We start from the raw sequence: 13,151 nt of genomic DNA, 5'->3' as shown, positions 1-13,151 counted from the left end.
TTCCCTTGGGCGTCTCGCAGAGGCTTCACGCCCCCGGCGAGCGGAGCTGCTCGCCCAGCCTAGGGGGCGGTCGCCGAGGGCGCCTCAGACAGTCGTCAGGCTCGCAGGCGCCTGCATCGCTGTCGTCAGGGCGTCACGCCGTCTGGCCGGCGTGCTCGCCCTCGTCGATCTCCTCGACGAGCTTGGCGCAGAACGCGGGCAGGTCGTCGGGGGTGCGGCTCGAGACGAGCCCAGCGTCGACGACGACCTCCTCGTCGAGCCACTCGGCGCCGGCGTTGAGGAGGTCGGTGCGCAGGCTCGGGTAGCTGGTCAGCTCGCGGCCCTTGACGACGTCGGCCTCGATGAGAATCCACGCGCCGTGGCAGATGACGCCCACGGGCTTGTGCTGCTCGAAGAAGGCGCGCGTGAACGCGACCGCGTCGGCGTCCATGCGCAGGTGGTCGGCGTTGACGACGCCGCCGGGCAGCATGAGCGCGTCGAAGCTGTCGGCGTCGGCCTGGGCGACGGGCCGGTCGACCGACTGGCTGTGGCCCTTCTTGCCCTCGACGGAGGCGCCGGCGGGCGAGACGAGCACGGCGGTGCCTCCGGCCTCGGTGACGGCCTTCCACGGCTCGGTCAGCTCGCTGTCCTCATAGCCGTCGGTGAGCAGGAAGGCGACGGTCTTGCCGGTGATGTCATGAGCGCTGATGTCATGAGCCATGGTGGTTCCCCCTTGTAATCGGTGTCGTCGTGGTGGTGCGGTCGGACGCCTCCACGTTAGGCAGGGCAGCGCGCGCGTGGGGCGTGCGCTCAGCCCGCGTCCAGCCCCACGGTCGGCGGATGCTCAGGAACCGGGCCGCACTAGGCTCACCCCATGCCCTCCGCCCCCGCCCCTGCGCCCGCGACCGCCCGGCCCGCCCTCATCGTCGTCGACGTGCAGGCCGGCTTCGACGACCCGCGCTGGGGCGCGCGCGACAACCCCGACTGCGAGGCGAACATCCTGGCCCTGCTGCGGTCGTGGCGGGACGCGGGCGACCCGGTCGTGCTCGTACGCCACGACTCGGTGAGCGAGGGCTCGCCGCTGCGCCCGGGGCAGCCGGGCAACGTCCTCAAGCCCGGTGTGGACGGCGCGCACGACCTGCTCGTGAGCAAGAACGTCAACTCGGCCTTCTACGGCGACCCCGACCTGCACGCCTGGCTGCAGGCGCAGGGCATCGGCAGTGTCGTGGTGTGCGGCATCCAGACCAACAAGTGCTGCGAGACGACGGCGCGCATGGCGGGCAACCTCGGCTACGACACGACGTTCGTGCTCGACGCCACCCACACCTTCGACGCGCCCGACCTTGACGGTACGACGATCACCGCCGCCGAGCTCGCGCGCGTCACGGCGGCGAACCTGCACGGCGAGTTCGCGACCGTGCGGATGACCGACGAGGTGCTCGGCGCGCGCTGATCGGCGGATGCCCACCCGCTCGCTAGGGTGACGCGCGTGCCCCAGACTCCGGCCGACTCGAGTTTCGACGCCGTGCTCGCCGCGGCGCGGGCCGGAGCGCCCTGGGCCTGCCGCGAGCTGTGGGAGGGGCACGCGCCCGCCGTCGCCGCGTTCCTCACGGCTCGCGGCTCGCGCGAGCCCGACGACCTCACGAGCGACGTCTTCCTGACCGTATTCGACCGGCTAGGCGCCTTCCGTGGAGACGCGGCCGCGTTCCGCTCCTTCGTCTTCTCCGTCGCCTACCGTCGCCTCGTCGACGAGCTGAGGATGCGGTCTCGCCGAGGCGAGACCGAGCAGTTGAGCGTGTCGAGCGACCCGCGCCGGGCATCCAGTGCGGAGGACGAGGCGACCGCCCGCCTGGGCGACGCCGCCGCGCTGCGCCTCCTCGACGGGCTGCCCGCCGATCAGCGCGACGTCATGGTGCTGCGCATCGTCGCCGACCTCACCGTCGAGCAGGTGGCGGGAGTGCTCGGCAAGCGAACGGGCGCCGTGAAGGCGCTGCAGCGCCGCGCGCTCGCGAGGCTGGCGAAGAATCTCGGCGAGACCCGTACCCCTGCGGCGGGCCCAGACGATAGCGAGCAGTGAGATGACACGACGACGGATCACCCACGACGAGGCGCAGCGAGTGCTGGCCGGGCAGAGCCTTCCGGGCCGGCCCGACCTCGACGCGCTCGCGCGCGCCGTCGATGAGATGCGCGTCGTGGCCCACTCCCGCGCCCCGCAGCCGACCGCTGCGCTGCGGGAGCGACTCGCAGCACCGCAGGCCGTGGGGGTTTCTGCGGAGGACACATCACCAGGGGGAATCAAGAGGATGCTGACAGCACTCGCAGGATGGGGGATCGCGGCGAAGCTCGCGACAGGAACAGGGGCTCTCGCCCTCGGAGTGGTCGGAGTGAGCGCTGCTGGCGCCGCCGGCGCACTGCCCGGGCCGCTTCAGGAGTCGTTCGACTCGGTCGTGTCGACCGTCGAGACCGTGGAGGAGTTCGTCGACGAGGCGCCGCTCGAGGAGGAGGCGCCGCTCGAGGACGAGGCGCCGGAGGACGGCACGACGGAGGAGCCCGCCGAGGATCTGCCGGTCGGCAGCGACGAGTTCGGCTCCTGGGTGTCGGAGAACGCGCAGGACCCCGACAAGGTCGGCGCCGAGTTCGGTCAGAAGGTCTCCGAGCAGGCGCGCGAGCTGCGCGACGAGAACCGCAGCGCTCGTGAGGGCGCTGGTGACGCCGAGGACGGCGATGACGAGTCGTCGGGGGACGACGACGTCCAGCAGTCCTCGGGCCCCGGGGGGCCGGGCAACGGGAAGGGCGGCCGCCCGTAGCGGCGTCGCTCTCCACGAGCGTCCCGTGACCTGGTCCGGGACGTGCGCAACGGGTCCCTCGCTTTCGGGTAGCGAGGGGCCCGTTGTCGTCTCGGTCGCCCCTAGTCGCGCAGGCGCACTCGGCGGTTCTGCGAGCTCTCGTCGAGCTCGGCGACCTCCTCGCGCGACTTGACGAACGCGCTGAACGACGAGAAGCCGAGCACCTTCTCGTTGAAGGCGGGGTCGAGGCGCACCATCTGCTTCTTCACCTCCGTACTTGACAACGCGCCCTCTCGTCATTTATTTTCTCCATGTGAGCAATGAAGCCCCGGCACGAACCGACGAGACGCGCACCCAGCGCGGCGATGTCCTCGCCCTCCTGCGCGACGCCGGGCCGCTCCCTCGCATCGAGATCGCGCGCCGCACCGGTGTGTCGCCGACGACGATCACGCGCACGGTCAACCAGCTCATCGACGAGAACGTGCTCGTCGAGGGCAACCCCGTCTCGCCGAGCAAGCTCGGCCGGCCCGCCACCGAGGTCTCGATCAACGCCGAGTCGTACTACGTCGTCGGCGTCCAGATCGGCATCGGCTCGGTGCAGCTCGGCCTCGTCGATGTGCTCGGCAGCACCCACGACCAGCACGCGTTCGCCTACGACATCGCCACGCCCGTCCACGAGGTCATCACCACCACGGCGGAGGCGGTGAGCACGCTCATCGAGGCCTCGCAGATCGATTCGAGGCTCGTCATCGGCGTGGGCATCGCCGTACCGGGGCCTGTCGACGCCGCCGGCCGGCGCATCCTCCTACCCATCAACCTCGACTGGCGCGACGTGCCCGTCGCCGACATCATGGAGCCGCTCATCGGGCTGCCCGTGCGCGTCGACCACAACGTGCGCTCGATGGCGCTCGCCGAGCACCGTTTCGGGGTGGCTCAGGACTGCGAGAGCGTCGCCTTCGTCTACCTGCGCACCGGCCTCGGAGCCGGCCTCGTCGTGCACGGCCAGCCCTTCTCCGGCGGCGTCCACGGCGCCATCGAGCTCGGCCACCTGCAAGGTGTCGCCGACGGCGCATCGTGCATCTGCGGCAGCACCGGCTGTCTCGAGACGGTGCTCTCGGAGCGCGCGCTCCGCGAGCAGGCGACGGCCCTAGGCCTCGACGAGTCCGACGGCAACCCGCTCACCGCGATGTGGCACGCCGCGGAGACCGACAAGAGTGCCCGCGAGGCCATCGACCGGATCGTCGCGATGCTCTCCCACGGCCTGGCCGCCTTCGTCAACCTGCTCAACCCGGAGCTCATCCTGCTCGGAGGTGCACTCGCTGCCGTGCCCGACGCGTTCTTCGAGCGCGTGACCGCCACGACCAATCGCGCGGTGTTCCCCCTCCTGCGCCCCTCGGTGCGCATCGAGCCCTCAAGCCTCGGCATGGACGCCGGCGTCCTCGGGGGAGCGACCTCGGCACTCGAGCGGTACTTCTATGTCTGACCACCCCCGTCGAAAAGGACACAAACGATGACGACCACAGCACCTCCTGCCGAGTACAAGAAGGAACCGAGCTGATGACCGTGCAGTCGCAAGAGCTCATCGGCTCGGATGACGCGAAGACCGCCAAGTCACGGCCGAGCCGCGAAGGACGCGAGCGCTCCCTGCTCGGGCTCTACCTGCTCACGCTGGTACTCGGCATCGCGCTCTGGTACGCCGGGGCAGCCTGGGGCGGCAACCCGTTGATCCCGACACCGCTCGATGTCGTCATCGAAGGGTGGAGCGCGATCCTCGACGGCTCGCTGTGGGCCAACACCTCGGCGAGTCTCGCGCGCGTGCTGCTCGGCTTCAGCCTGGGCGTCGCCGTCGCGATCCCCGCCGGCTTCCTCATGGGTTGGTACTGGCTCGCCCGGGGACTCGTCGAGCCGTGGGTGCAGTTCTTCCGGACCGTACCGCCGCTCGCCCTCATCCCGCTCGTCATCGTCATCCTCGGAATCGGCGAGGATGCGAAGATCTTCGTCATCTTCCTCGCGGCGTTCCTCGCGTGCGTACTGGCGACATTCCAGGGAGTCCGGAACGTCGACATCACGATGATCAATGCGGCTCGCGTGCTCGGCGCGAAGGATCTCACGATCTTTGCCCGCGTCGTGGTCCCCGCCTCGACGCCCTTCATCTTCGTCGGCATGCGCGTCGCCCTCGGCTCGGCCTGGGCCACCCTCGTCGCCTCCGAGCTCATTGCGGCCCCGACCGGGCTCGGGCGCATGATGCAGAGCGCGGCGCAGTTCCTGCAGACCGACCGCATCGTCGTCGGCATCGTCATGATCGGGCTCCTCGGCTTCGTCATGGACCGAGCGCTCCTGCTCCTCGAACGCCGACTCACCGCCTGGCAGGAGGTCCGCGCATGAGCGCCATGATCGAAGTCGACTCCGTCACGAAGGTCTTCTCGAGCTCGCGAGGGAGGGTCGTCAGCCTCGACAACATCAGCCTCCACGTCGCCGAGGGCGAGTTCATCACCCTCGTCGGGCCGAGCGGCTGCGGCAAGAGCACCATGCTCAACCTCATCGGCGGGCTCCTCGAGCCCACGAGCGGCGATGTCGTCGTGCACGGGGCGCCCGTCAAGGGGCCGAGCCCCGACCGCGGCGTGATCTTCCAGCAGTACGCCCTGTTCCCCTGGCTCACCGCGATCCAGAACGTCGAGTTCGGCCTGCGCCTGCAGGGGCTCGGTCGCAAGGAGCGCCGAGAGAAGGCGCTGCACTACCTCGACCTCGTCGGCATCGCCGACTTCGCCAATGCCCTACCCAAGGAGCTCTCGGGAGGGATGAAGCAACGCTGCGCGATCGCGCGCGCGTACGCCGTGAACCCCTCTGTACTCCTCATGGACGAGCCGTTCGGCGCGCTCGACGCCCTCACGCGCGTGCAGATGCAGGACGAGCTGCTAGCGACGTGGCAGAAGGACCGCCGCACGATCGTCTTCATCACCCACGACGTCGACGAGGCCGTGTACCTCGCCGGTCGTGTCGTCGTGATGAGCCCCAGACCCGGTCGGATCAGCGAGATCGTCGACGTCCCGCTGCCCTACCCCCGAACGGAGGAGCTCCGACTGTCGCCGGAGTTCGCCGACATTCGCGCCCGAGTGTGGCGCGGAGTGCACCACCGCGACTGAACCCATCACCAGATCGAAAGGCAAGGAAGCCATGAGAATCACCACACGACAGACGGCGGCCAGCGCGCTCGCCGTTGCCGCGGCGATCACGCTCGCCGCGTGCTCGGCGCCCGCCGAGGAAGCCCCTAGCACCGACGGTGACGACCGTGAGCGCGTCTCGCTCACGGTCGGCTACATCGACACGAGCATCAACGGCGTAGGCGTCATCGTCACGGCGAACGAGCTCGGACTGTGGGAGGAGGCCGGCATCGACGTCGAGCTCATCCCGTTCACCAACGGCCCCACCCAGATCCAGGCCATGGCGGCCGGGTCCCTCGACATCGGCTACATCGGCGGCGGCGCCATGTGGCTGCCGATGTCCGGCCAGGCGACGGTCATCGTCCCCAACGAGAGCACGTACGGCGACTCGCTCATCGCGTCGCCCGCATCGGGCGCGACGAGTCCCGAGGACCTCGCGGGCCTGCGCGTCGGTGTACCCGACGGCGGCTCCGGAGAGATGATCCTGACGCTCGCGCTCGAGTCGGCGGGCCTCACGATGGACGACATCGAGCGCGTTCCGCTCGACCCGCCGAACGTCGTGTCCGCCTTCGTGGCCGGGCAGATCGACGTCGCTGCGATCTTCTCGCCCCTGAGCGACCAGATCTTCGAGAACGTCCCAGACGCCGAGGTCATCGCCAACAACCGCGACTTCCCCGAGACCGCCTTCGTCGGTGGCTGGGTGGCGTCGAACCAGGCCGTCGACGACAACCCCGAGGCGGTCTCCCGCTTCCTCGAGGTGTGGGCGCAGGTCAACGACTACCGCATCGAGAACACCGAGCAGGTCGTCGAGTGGGCGTCCGCCGAGTCGGGCACTCCCGTCGAGGGTTTGCAGGGTCAGGCGGACAACCTCGAGTGGTGGAGCTCGGAGCAGATCCTCGCCGACAACGAGTCGGGCCTGACGGTGGAGCGCTTCGTCGCTCTGCAGGACCTCTTCCTCGAGCTCGGCCGCCTCGACGCGCCCGGCGACCCCGACCGGTTCGTCAACACGCAGCTCTTCGGCGATGCCATGGAGGCTCTGAACCGATGAGCGCGGCACGGATCCCCTCGCCGGTGCGGATCGGTGTGCTCGGCGCGGGATTCGTGGCCGACTTCTACCTGAGAGCGCTGCGCCACGTGCGCGGTCATGAGGTCAGCGCTCTCGCGGCACGGAACGCGGAGAAGGGGCGGGTCGTCGCGGAGCGCTACGGCATCCCGACGGTCGTCCCTTCTCTGCGGGACCTCCTCGAGGGCGACCTCGTCGACCTCGTCGTCGTGGCGCTCCCGCACGATCTCCATGTGGCGGCCGTGCGGGAGATCGCCGCGGCGGGCAAGGCCCTGGTGGTCACCAAACCGCTCGGGCGAAACTCTCGCGAGGCGGTCGCGTGCCTGGACGCCGTGCGGTCTGCCGGGGTGTGGCACGGATACGCGGAGACCGAGGTCTTCGCCCCGGGGCTCGTGAAGGCCAAGGAACTCGTCGACGCCGGGGCCATCGGCCGCGTGACGAGCGTGCGAGCGCGCGAGGCGCACGGGCACCCGCACGAGCACGCGCGGAATGCCGAGCGCATGGGCGGCGGGCCGCTGCGCGGCCTCGGCTGCCACTGCGTCGCGATCGGGCGCTGGTTCATCGGCTACGACACCCTCCCCGTTGAAGTGATGGCGTGGGCCGATCGACTCACCCGCGACGACGTCACGACAGAGGACCACGGCATCGCGATCGTGCGATTCGCCGACGGTCGCATCGCCCAGGTCGAGGCGGGCTGGAACCACCAGGCCGGCCTCGACGTGCGCAACGAGATCCAGGGCACGCACGGCTGGATCAGCACCGACGAGACCGGCTCGACGGGCGTCCGAGCGTTCGCAGGCAATTCGGCCGGTTACGTTCTCGAGAAGGCCGGTCAGGACACCGGGTGGATGACACCAGTCGCCGAAGAGCCCTTCACCTACGGCTACCACGCCGAGATGGCGCACTTCGTCGAATGCTTCACGGCCGGCGTCGAACCGCGCCAGACTCTCGTTGACGGATACATCGACAACGCGGTCATCGATGCCGCCTACGCATCCGTGGAGTCCCGGCAGTGGGAGCCCATCGATCTCTCCGCACTGCGACCGGATGACGGCCGTTGACCACCGAACAGGAAAGCACCCCGGGAATGCCCAGCAGCGCACCACGACCCAACATCGTCATGATCCTCACCGACGATCACGCCTCGCACGCGATCAGCTCCTACGGCTCGGTCATCAACCGCACGCCCCGCATCGACGAGATCGCCGAGGCGGGCACGCGCTTCGAGCACTGCTTCGCGACCAATGCGCTGTGCACGCCGAGCCGAGCATCCATCCTCACCGGTACGTACTCGCACGTGAACGGCGTCAAGACGCTGCTCACCCACATCGACGCGAGCCAGCCCACCTTCATCTCGCAGCTGCGCGATTCCGGCTACCGCACGGCGATCGTCGGCAAGTGGCACATGGGTGACGGTGACGGCCACAACCCCGAGAACTTCGACTACTGGGATGTGCTCATCGACCAGGGTGAGTACCACGACCCCCAGTTCCTGTCGAAGGACGGCGTGCGCATCGTCGAAGGCTACGCGACCGACATCATCACCGACCTCGCCACCGCGTGGGTCGAGGGACTCGAAGGCGACGACCCCTGGTGCGTGCTCGTCTACCACAAGGCGCCCCACCGGCCGTGGGAACCCGACGAAGCGCACGCGGGCATGTACACCGACCCGGTCCCCGTGCCGACCACGTTCTGGGACGACCTCGAAGGGCGCTCCTCGGCGACGCGTCGCGCGACCATGCGCATCGCCGAGTACCTGTCGACCGAGGACCTCAAGGTGCCCGTACCGGAGGGCCTCAGCTACGAGGAGGAGTGCCTCTGGAAGTACCAGCGCTATCTCGAGGACTACCTCGCGTGCGTCGCATCGATCGACGACAACGTCGGCCGCCTCACCGACTGGCTGCGTGAGCGCGGCGAGTTCGAGGACACGCTCATGATGTACACAAGCGATCAGGGCTTCTTCCTCGGCGAGCACGGCTGGTTCGACAAGCGCTTCATGTACGAGGAGGCGCTGCGCATGCCTCTCGTCCTCAGCTACCCCCGTGTGGTGCCCCCCGGGGGAGTGCACTCCGGCATCGTGACGAACGTCGACTTCGCGCAGACAATCCTCGACGCGGCGGGCGTTGAGCACCACCCGCGCATGCAGGGCAGAAGCTTCTGGGGCGACCTGACGGGCGTCGACGCCCTGCCGCCGGCCGAGGGCATGTACTACCGGTACTGGGAGAACGACGACATCAATCACCGCGCGCCCGCCCACTACGGCTACCGCGACGACCGGTACAAGCTCATCTACTTCTACAACGACGGCCTCGACATCCCCGGCACCGGCAGGTTCAGCTACCCGCCCGAGTGGGAGATGTACGACCTGGAGACGGACCCCGACGAGGTGCGCAACGTCGCCCACGACCCGGCCTACCGCGAGATCCGCGAGCGCCTCGAAGTAGCCATGTGGAACGCCCAGCGTCAACTGGGCGACGAGCCGCACCCGAGCCAGCCCGTACCCGCCCGCCTTGCCTGAGCCGACGCCGAGGCGGTTTCCCCGCCGAGTGTTCTCGGTTGGCGGTGAACCCGATCCGCGTTTTTCGCTCGCGAACGAGCGCACGTTCCTCTCCTGGGTGCGCACCGCGCTGGCACTCATGCTCGCGGGCGTCGCACTCGAAGTACTTGACGCGCCGATCCAAGGCGGGTGGCGACTGGCGGCGGCGCTCATTTTCGTTGCCCTTGGGCTCGTGGGCAGCGTGCACGCCTGGGTATCGTGGGCCTCTACAGAGAAGGCCATACGCGTGTCGCGCCCGTTGCCCGGTATGTCGATCGGGGGAGTCATCGCGATCGGGTCCTCCCTCGCCATCATCGCGATCATCATCGGGAGCGTTCTCACGTGACTGCCGTCGTCGACACGGGCCTTCAGGCGGAGCGCACGTTGCTCGCGTGGCGGCGAACATGTCTCACGCTCGCCGTTGGGCTGGCGCTCGCAATCAGGTACAGCGAGATTCTCGACCCCGCCGTTGCGCTGTGGATCGGGCTGCCCGCACTCGCGCTCACCGTCGCGGCGTATGCCGCCACGTCCGTCCGGTACCGAACGGCCGCGCGTGCGCTCGTTTCCGGCGCTCCTGCCGTGTACGCAAGCGGCCGCGCGGTGGCGGCGGTAAGCCTTGTCACGCTCCTTCTCGGTGTCGCCGCCCTCGGATTCGTCCTCGTCGGCCAGGGAGCCCCGTGGTGAGTGCCGACCTGGTCGCGATAGAGGGGGGATGGTTCCGCATGGGATCGGCATCGTTCTATCCCGAAGAGAGCCCAGTCGTGGAGCGCGAGGTCGCGGGCTTCCGCATCGGTCGAACCCCGGTCACGAATGCCCAGTTCGCAGAGTTCGTCGATGCGAGCGGGTACGTGACGACGGCGGAGAGGACGCTTGATCCCGCAGATTTCCCTGACGCTCCCGGTCTGGACACCTCGCCTGGCTCCCTCGTGTTCACGCCGCCGGCGGGCCCCGTCGACCTCAGGGACTGGCGCCTATGGTGGCGATGGGTTCCTGGAGCGTGCTGGCGGAGTCCCTTCGGGCCGGGCTCTGACGTCGAGGGCAAAGGCAGCCATCCGGTTGTCCAGGTTTCCGCGGACGATGCCGATGCGTACTGCGCATGGTCCAACACTCGACTGCCGACCGAGGAGGAGTGGGAATTTGCTGCTCGCGGGGGTCTCGACGGTGCGACGTTTGCGTGGGGAGAGGAGCCGCAACACGTCGGGTCTCTGAAGGCGAACACGTGGCAGGGAAACTTCCCGTGGCGCAACACCGGCGCGCTCGGGTGGCGGGGAACGTCTCCCGTGGGCACGTTTCCCGCCAACGGGTTCGGGCTCGTCGACATGACCGGCAACGTGTGGGAGTGGACGTCGACCGCGTGGACGGATGCCCACCACGCCTCCACGTGCGAGTGCTCGCCGCAGGTGTCGGTCGACGCTACCGCCCGCTCGCGCGTCGCCAAGGGAGGCTCGCACCTGTGCGCACCGGAGTACTGCCTGCGATACCGCCCCGCCGCCCGCACGCGGCAGAGCCGTGATTCCTCGACAACCCACATGGGCTTTCGAGTCGCGTGCGATGCCTGAGCCCTAGTCGCGCAGGCGCACTCGGCGGTTCTGCGAGCTCTCGTCGAGCTCGGCGACCTCCTCGCGCGACTTGACGAACGCGCTGAACGACGAGAAGCCGAGCACCTTCTCGTTGAAGGCGGGGTCGAGGCGCACCATCTGCTTCTTCACCTCAGAGTTGTGCAGCCAGTCGCTGTCGTCCTTCTCATGGGCGAGGCGCAGCGCGCGCACGAGCAGACCGGTCGCCTCGTCCTGCGTCGTGCGCGCTGAGGTGGTGGCGGGCTTCGTCGCGCGGCGACGGCGGGGCTTGGTGTCGGCAGAATCGTCGGTGCCGGCGGCTTCGGCCGCATCCTTCGCGCCGTCCTCCGCCTCGACCGCGCTGCTGAGGTCGGCGGCGATGCGCGACGCAGGGCGGATGCCCGGCAGACCGTCGTAGTCGGCGAACTCGTTGCACGCCGCCTTGAGGCTCTTGCTCGTGCCGCCCGCCACGCCGATACCGACCACGTAGCGGCCGAGGCGCTTGGAGCGCTGCGCGAGCGCGATGTAGTCGCTGTCGCCCGCGGCGATGACGACGTGCGTGATGTCGGGCAGGCGAAAGAGGTCTTCGACGACGTCGACCGAGAGGCGGATGTCGGCGCCGTTCTTCATCTGCTGCGTCGCGGGGAAGAGCTGCGTGAGGTCGACGGCGCGCTCCATGAGCTGGCCCTGGTAGGCGGCGTTGACGCCGATCGACCAGTCCGCATAGGCGCGCGAGAGCACGATCGTGCCGAAGCTCGACGCGAAGTCGAGAATGGCGCTGATGTCGACCTCGGCGTGCCGCAGCTTGTCCTTGATCTCGTCGGTCGCGCCCGTGAGGCCCGCCGGGAGCCGGTAGACGTTGTCTTTGCGCCATGCGCCGCGACCGTGCACCTGGTCGTAGCGGGAGATCACGATGTTGTCGAAGTCGATGTAGACCGCGACACGACCTTCGAACGGTTCAGCCATGGGGCCAGTCTGTCAGGCCCGCGGCGCGCACGGTCAGACTGCGGGCACCTGCTCCACGAAGCGCACACCGGTGAGGCTCTCCGAGATCGCCCAGAGGCGGGCCTCGGCCGCGCGATCGCGGGCGGCGCGGGGGATGCGCGCTCGTGCCGGCTCGCCGCGCACCTCGAGGAAGCCCTTCGGGCCGTAGTAGCCGCCCGGCTCGGCGTCGGGGCTCGTCGCCGCGTACAGGGACGGCAGCATGCCGACATCGACCGTCTGCATGATGCGGGCGGCCAGGCGCTGGCGGCGCTTGCTCGGCGCGACCCCGCGCCGCGGGCCCGTCGTCTGCAGGTTCGTGAGGGTGCCGCCCGGGTGCGCGGCGGTGCTCACGAGCCCCCACCCGTGGGCGTCGCTGCGGCGCTGCAGCTCCCGGGCGAAGGAGAGGTTCGCGAGCTTCGACAGGCCGTAGGCGCCCCAGGCGCTGTAGCCCTGCTCCGCGTTCAGGTTCTCCCACTGCCAGCGGCCGGCGTTCGCGGCAAGGCTGCTCGTCGAGACCACACGCGGTGCCTCGGCGCGCACGAGGGCGGGCAGCAGATGGCCGGTGAGGGCGAACGGACCCAGGTGGTTGCTGCCGAACTGCAGCTCGAAGCCGTCCTCGGTGCGCTCGAGCTCCGGCACGGCCATGACGCCGGCGTTGTTGATCAGCAGGTCGATCGGGCAGTCCTCCTCCAGGAGGGAGTGCGCCGCGGCGCGCACGCTGTCGAGCGAGGCCAGATCGAGGTCAAGCAGGCGCAGCGTCGCGGCGGGATGCTGCTCGAGCAGCCGCGTACGAGCGTCCTCGCCCTTCTCCCGATTGCGCACCGCCATGACGACCTCGGCGCCCGCCTCGGCGAGCCGGCCGGTGAGGCCGAAGCCGAGGCCGCTGTTGGCCCCCGTGACGACGGCGAGGCGTCCGGTGAGGTCGGGCACGGTCGTGTCGAGGGCGCGGCGCGGCATGGGGCTCCTAGGTGTCAGAACGGTCGAGTGCTGTCATCACACCATTCGGAGCGCGCGGCACGCTGGACGGGAACCCGGTGTCGGCTGGGAACCCGGTGTTGGCTGGGAGCGCAGTATCGGCGGGGAGCG

The 13,151-nt window shown here is 69.4% G+C and carries 16 protein-coding genes; 12 read left to right on the top strand and 4 right to left on the bottom strand.

All coding sequences use genetic code 11. The annotated features are described in order from the left end of the window. Positions 1 to 133: 133 nt before the first annotated feature. Positions 134 to 700 (bottom strand): type 1 glutamine amidotransferase domain-containing protein, encoded by a 567-nt coding sequence (locus IE160_RS09005; RefSeq protein ID WP_191150870.1) that lies wholly within the window; start codon positions 698 to 700, stop codon positions 134 to 136. A 153-nt stretch (positions 701 to 853) separates the two neighbouring features. On the opposite strand from IE160_RS09005, the gene IE160_RS09000 reads away from it, so the two are divergent. Genes IE160_RS09000 through IE160_RS08990 form a run of 3 tightly spaced genes read left to right on the top strand, consistent with a single transcriptional unit; the run spans position 854 to position 2,786 of the window. After that, positions 854 to 1,432, top strand: coding sequence for a cysteine hydrolase family protein (locus IE160_RS09000; protein ID WP_191150869.1), 579 nt, complete (start codon positions 854 to 856; stop codon positions 1,430 to 1,432). 36 nt (positions 1,433 to 1,468) lie between these two features. After that, positions 1,469 to 2,056, top strand: coding sequence for an RNA polymerase sigma factor (locus tag IE160_RS08995; RefSeq protein WP_191150868.1), 588 nt, complete (start codon positions 1,469 to 1,471; stop codon positions 2,054 to 2,056). Position 2,057: 1 nt separating this feature from the next. Next, a complete protein-coding gene (locus tag IE160_RS08990) occupies positions 2,058 to 2,786 on the top strand; it encodes a hypothetical protein (protein WP_191150867.1) in 729 nt (242 codons plus the stop codon). A 101-nt stretch (positions 2,787 to 2,887) separates the two neighbouring features. On the opposite strand, the gene IE160_RS08985 is transcribed toward IE160_RS08990, so the two are convergent. After that, positions 2,888 to 3,034, bottom strand: coding sequence for an OST-HTH/LOTUS domain-containing protein (locus IE160_RS08985; protein WP_246299200.1), 147 nt, complete (start codon positions 3,032 to 3,034; stop codon positions 2,888 to 2,890). Between the two features lie 44 nt (positions 3,035 to 3,078). Between IE160_RS08985 and IE160_RS08980 the strand changes: the two genes are divergently transcribed. From IE160_RS08980 to IE160_RS08940, 9 genes are all read left to right on the top strand, one after another. Next, positions 3,079 to 4,248: an ROK family transcriptional regulator gene (locus tag IE160_RS08980; protein WP_179872277.1), complete on the top strand. Its 1,170-nt coding sequence runs from the start codon at positions 3,079 to 3,081 to the stop codon at positions 4,246 to 4,248. Positions 4,249 to 4,322: 74 nt separating this feature from the next. Next, positions 4,323 to 5,150, top strand: coding sequence for an ABC transporter permease (locus tag IE160_RS08975; RefSeq protein ID WP_179872276.1), 828 nt, complete (start codon positions 4,323 to 4,325; stop codon positions 5,148 to 5,150). Beyond that, positions 5,147 to 5,908, top strand: a complete 762-nt coding sequence (locus IE160_RS08970) for an ABC transporter ATP-binding protein (protein WP_218925598.1) — start codon at positions 5,147 to 5,149, stop codon at positions 5,906 to 5,908. Before IE160_RS08975 ends, IE160_RS08970 begins: the two co-directional genes overlap by 4 nt. Before the next feature lie 31 nt (positions 5,909 to 5,939). Then, entirely contained in the window at positions 5,940 to 6,974 is a 1,035-nt protein-coding gene (locus tag IE160_RS08965) for an aliphatic sulfonate ABC transporter substrate-binding protein (protein ID WP_179872275.1), read from the top strand. Next, positions 6,971 to 8,050 carry a Gfo/Idh/MocA family protein gene (locus IE160_RS08960; RefSeq protein ID WP_179872274.1) on the top strand — a complete coding sequence of 360 codons (1,080 nt, stop codon included), beginning with the start codon at positions 6,971 to 6,973 and terminating at the stop codon, positions 8,048 to 8,050. The genes IE160_RS08965 and IE160_RS08960 overlap by 4 nt, the downstream gene beginning before the upstream one ends. A gap of 26 nt (positions 8,051 to 8,076) precedes the next feature. Further along, positions 8,077 to 9,507, top strand: a complete 1,431-nt coding sequence (locus tag IE160_RS08955) for a sulfatase family protein (RefSeq protein WP_179872273.1) — start codon at positions 8,077 to 8,079, stop codon at positions 9,505 to 9,507. A gap of 97 nt (positions 9,508 to 9,604) precedes the next feature. After that, complete coding sequence (locus IE160_RS08950; protein ID WP_349815714.1) at positions 9,605 to 9,871, top strand: DUF202 domain-containing protein; 267 nt, start codon at positions 9,605 to 9,607, stop codon at positions 9,869 to 9,871. Then, positions 9,868 to 10,209: a DUF202 domain-containing protein gene (locus tag IE160_RS08945; protein ID WP_179872271.1), complete on the top strand. Its 342-nt coding sequence runs from the start codon at positions 9,868 to 9,870 to the stop codon at positions 10,207 to 10,209. The genes IE160_RS08950 and IE160_RS08945 overlap by 4 nt, the downstream gene beginning before the upstream one ends. Positions 10,210 to 10,247: 38 nt before the next feature. Next, the gene (locus IE160_RS08940; protein ID WP_255508222.1) at positions 10,248 to 11,084 is read left to right on the top strand and encodes a formylglycine-generating enzyme family protein; all 837 of its coding nucleotides are present in this window, start codon (positions 10,248 to 10,250) and stop codon (positions 11,082 to 11,084) included. Between the two features lie 3 nt (positions 11,085 to 11,087). Here the strand turns inward: IE160_RS08940 and IE160_RS08935 are convergent, their stop codons facing one another. Both IE160_RS08935 and IE160_RS08930 read right to left on the bottom strand, forming a co-directional pair. After that, complete coding sequence (locus tag IE160_RS08935; RefSeq protein ID WP_191150864.1) at positions 11,088 to 12,047, bottom strand: NYN domain-containing protein; 960 nt, start codon at positions 12,045 to 12,047, stop codon at positions 11,088 to 11,090. 33 nt (positions 12,048 to 12,080) lie between these two features. Beyond that, on the bottom strand, positions 12,081 to 13,022 hold the full coding sequence (locus IE160_RS08930) for an SDR family oxidoreductase (RefSeq protein WP_191150863.1): 942 nt from the start codon (positions 13,020 to 13,022) through the stop codon (positions 12,081 to 12,083). Positions 13,023 to 13,151 lie beyond the last annotated feature (129 nt).

The organism is Chryseoglobus sp. 28M-23 (genome assembly GCF_014789785.1).
Classification (GTDB): domain Bacteria; phylum Actinomycetota; class Actinomycetes; order Actinomycetales; family Microbacteriaceae; genus Microcella; species Microcella indica.
Note: the sequence above shows the minus strand (reverse complement) of the source record. Positions and strands in the feature narration are given on the sequence as shown.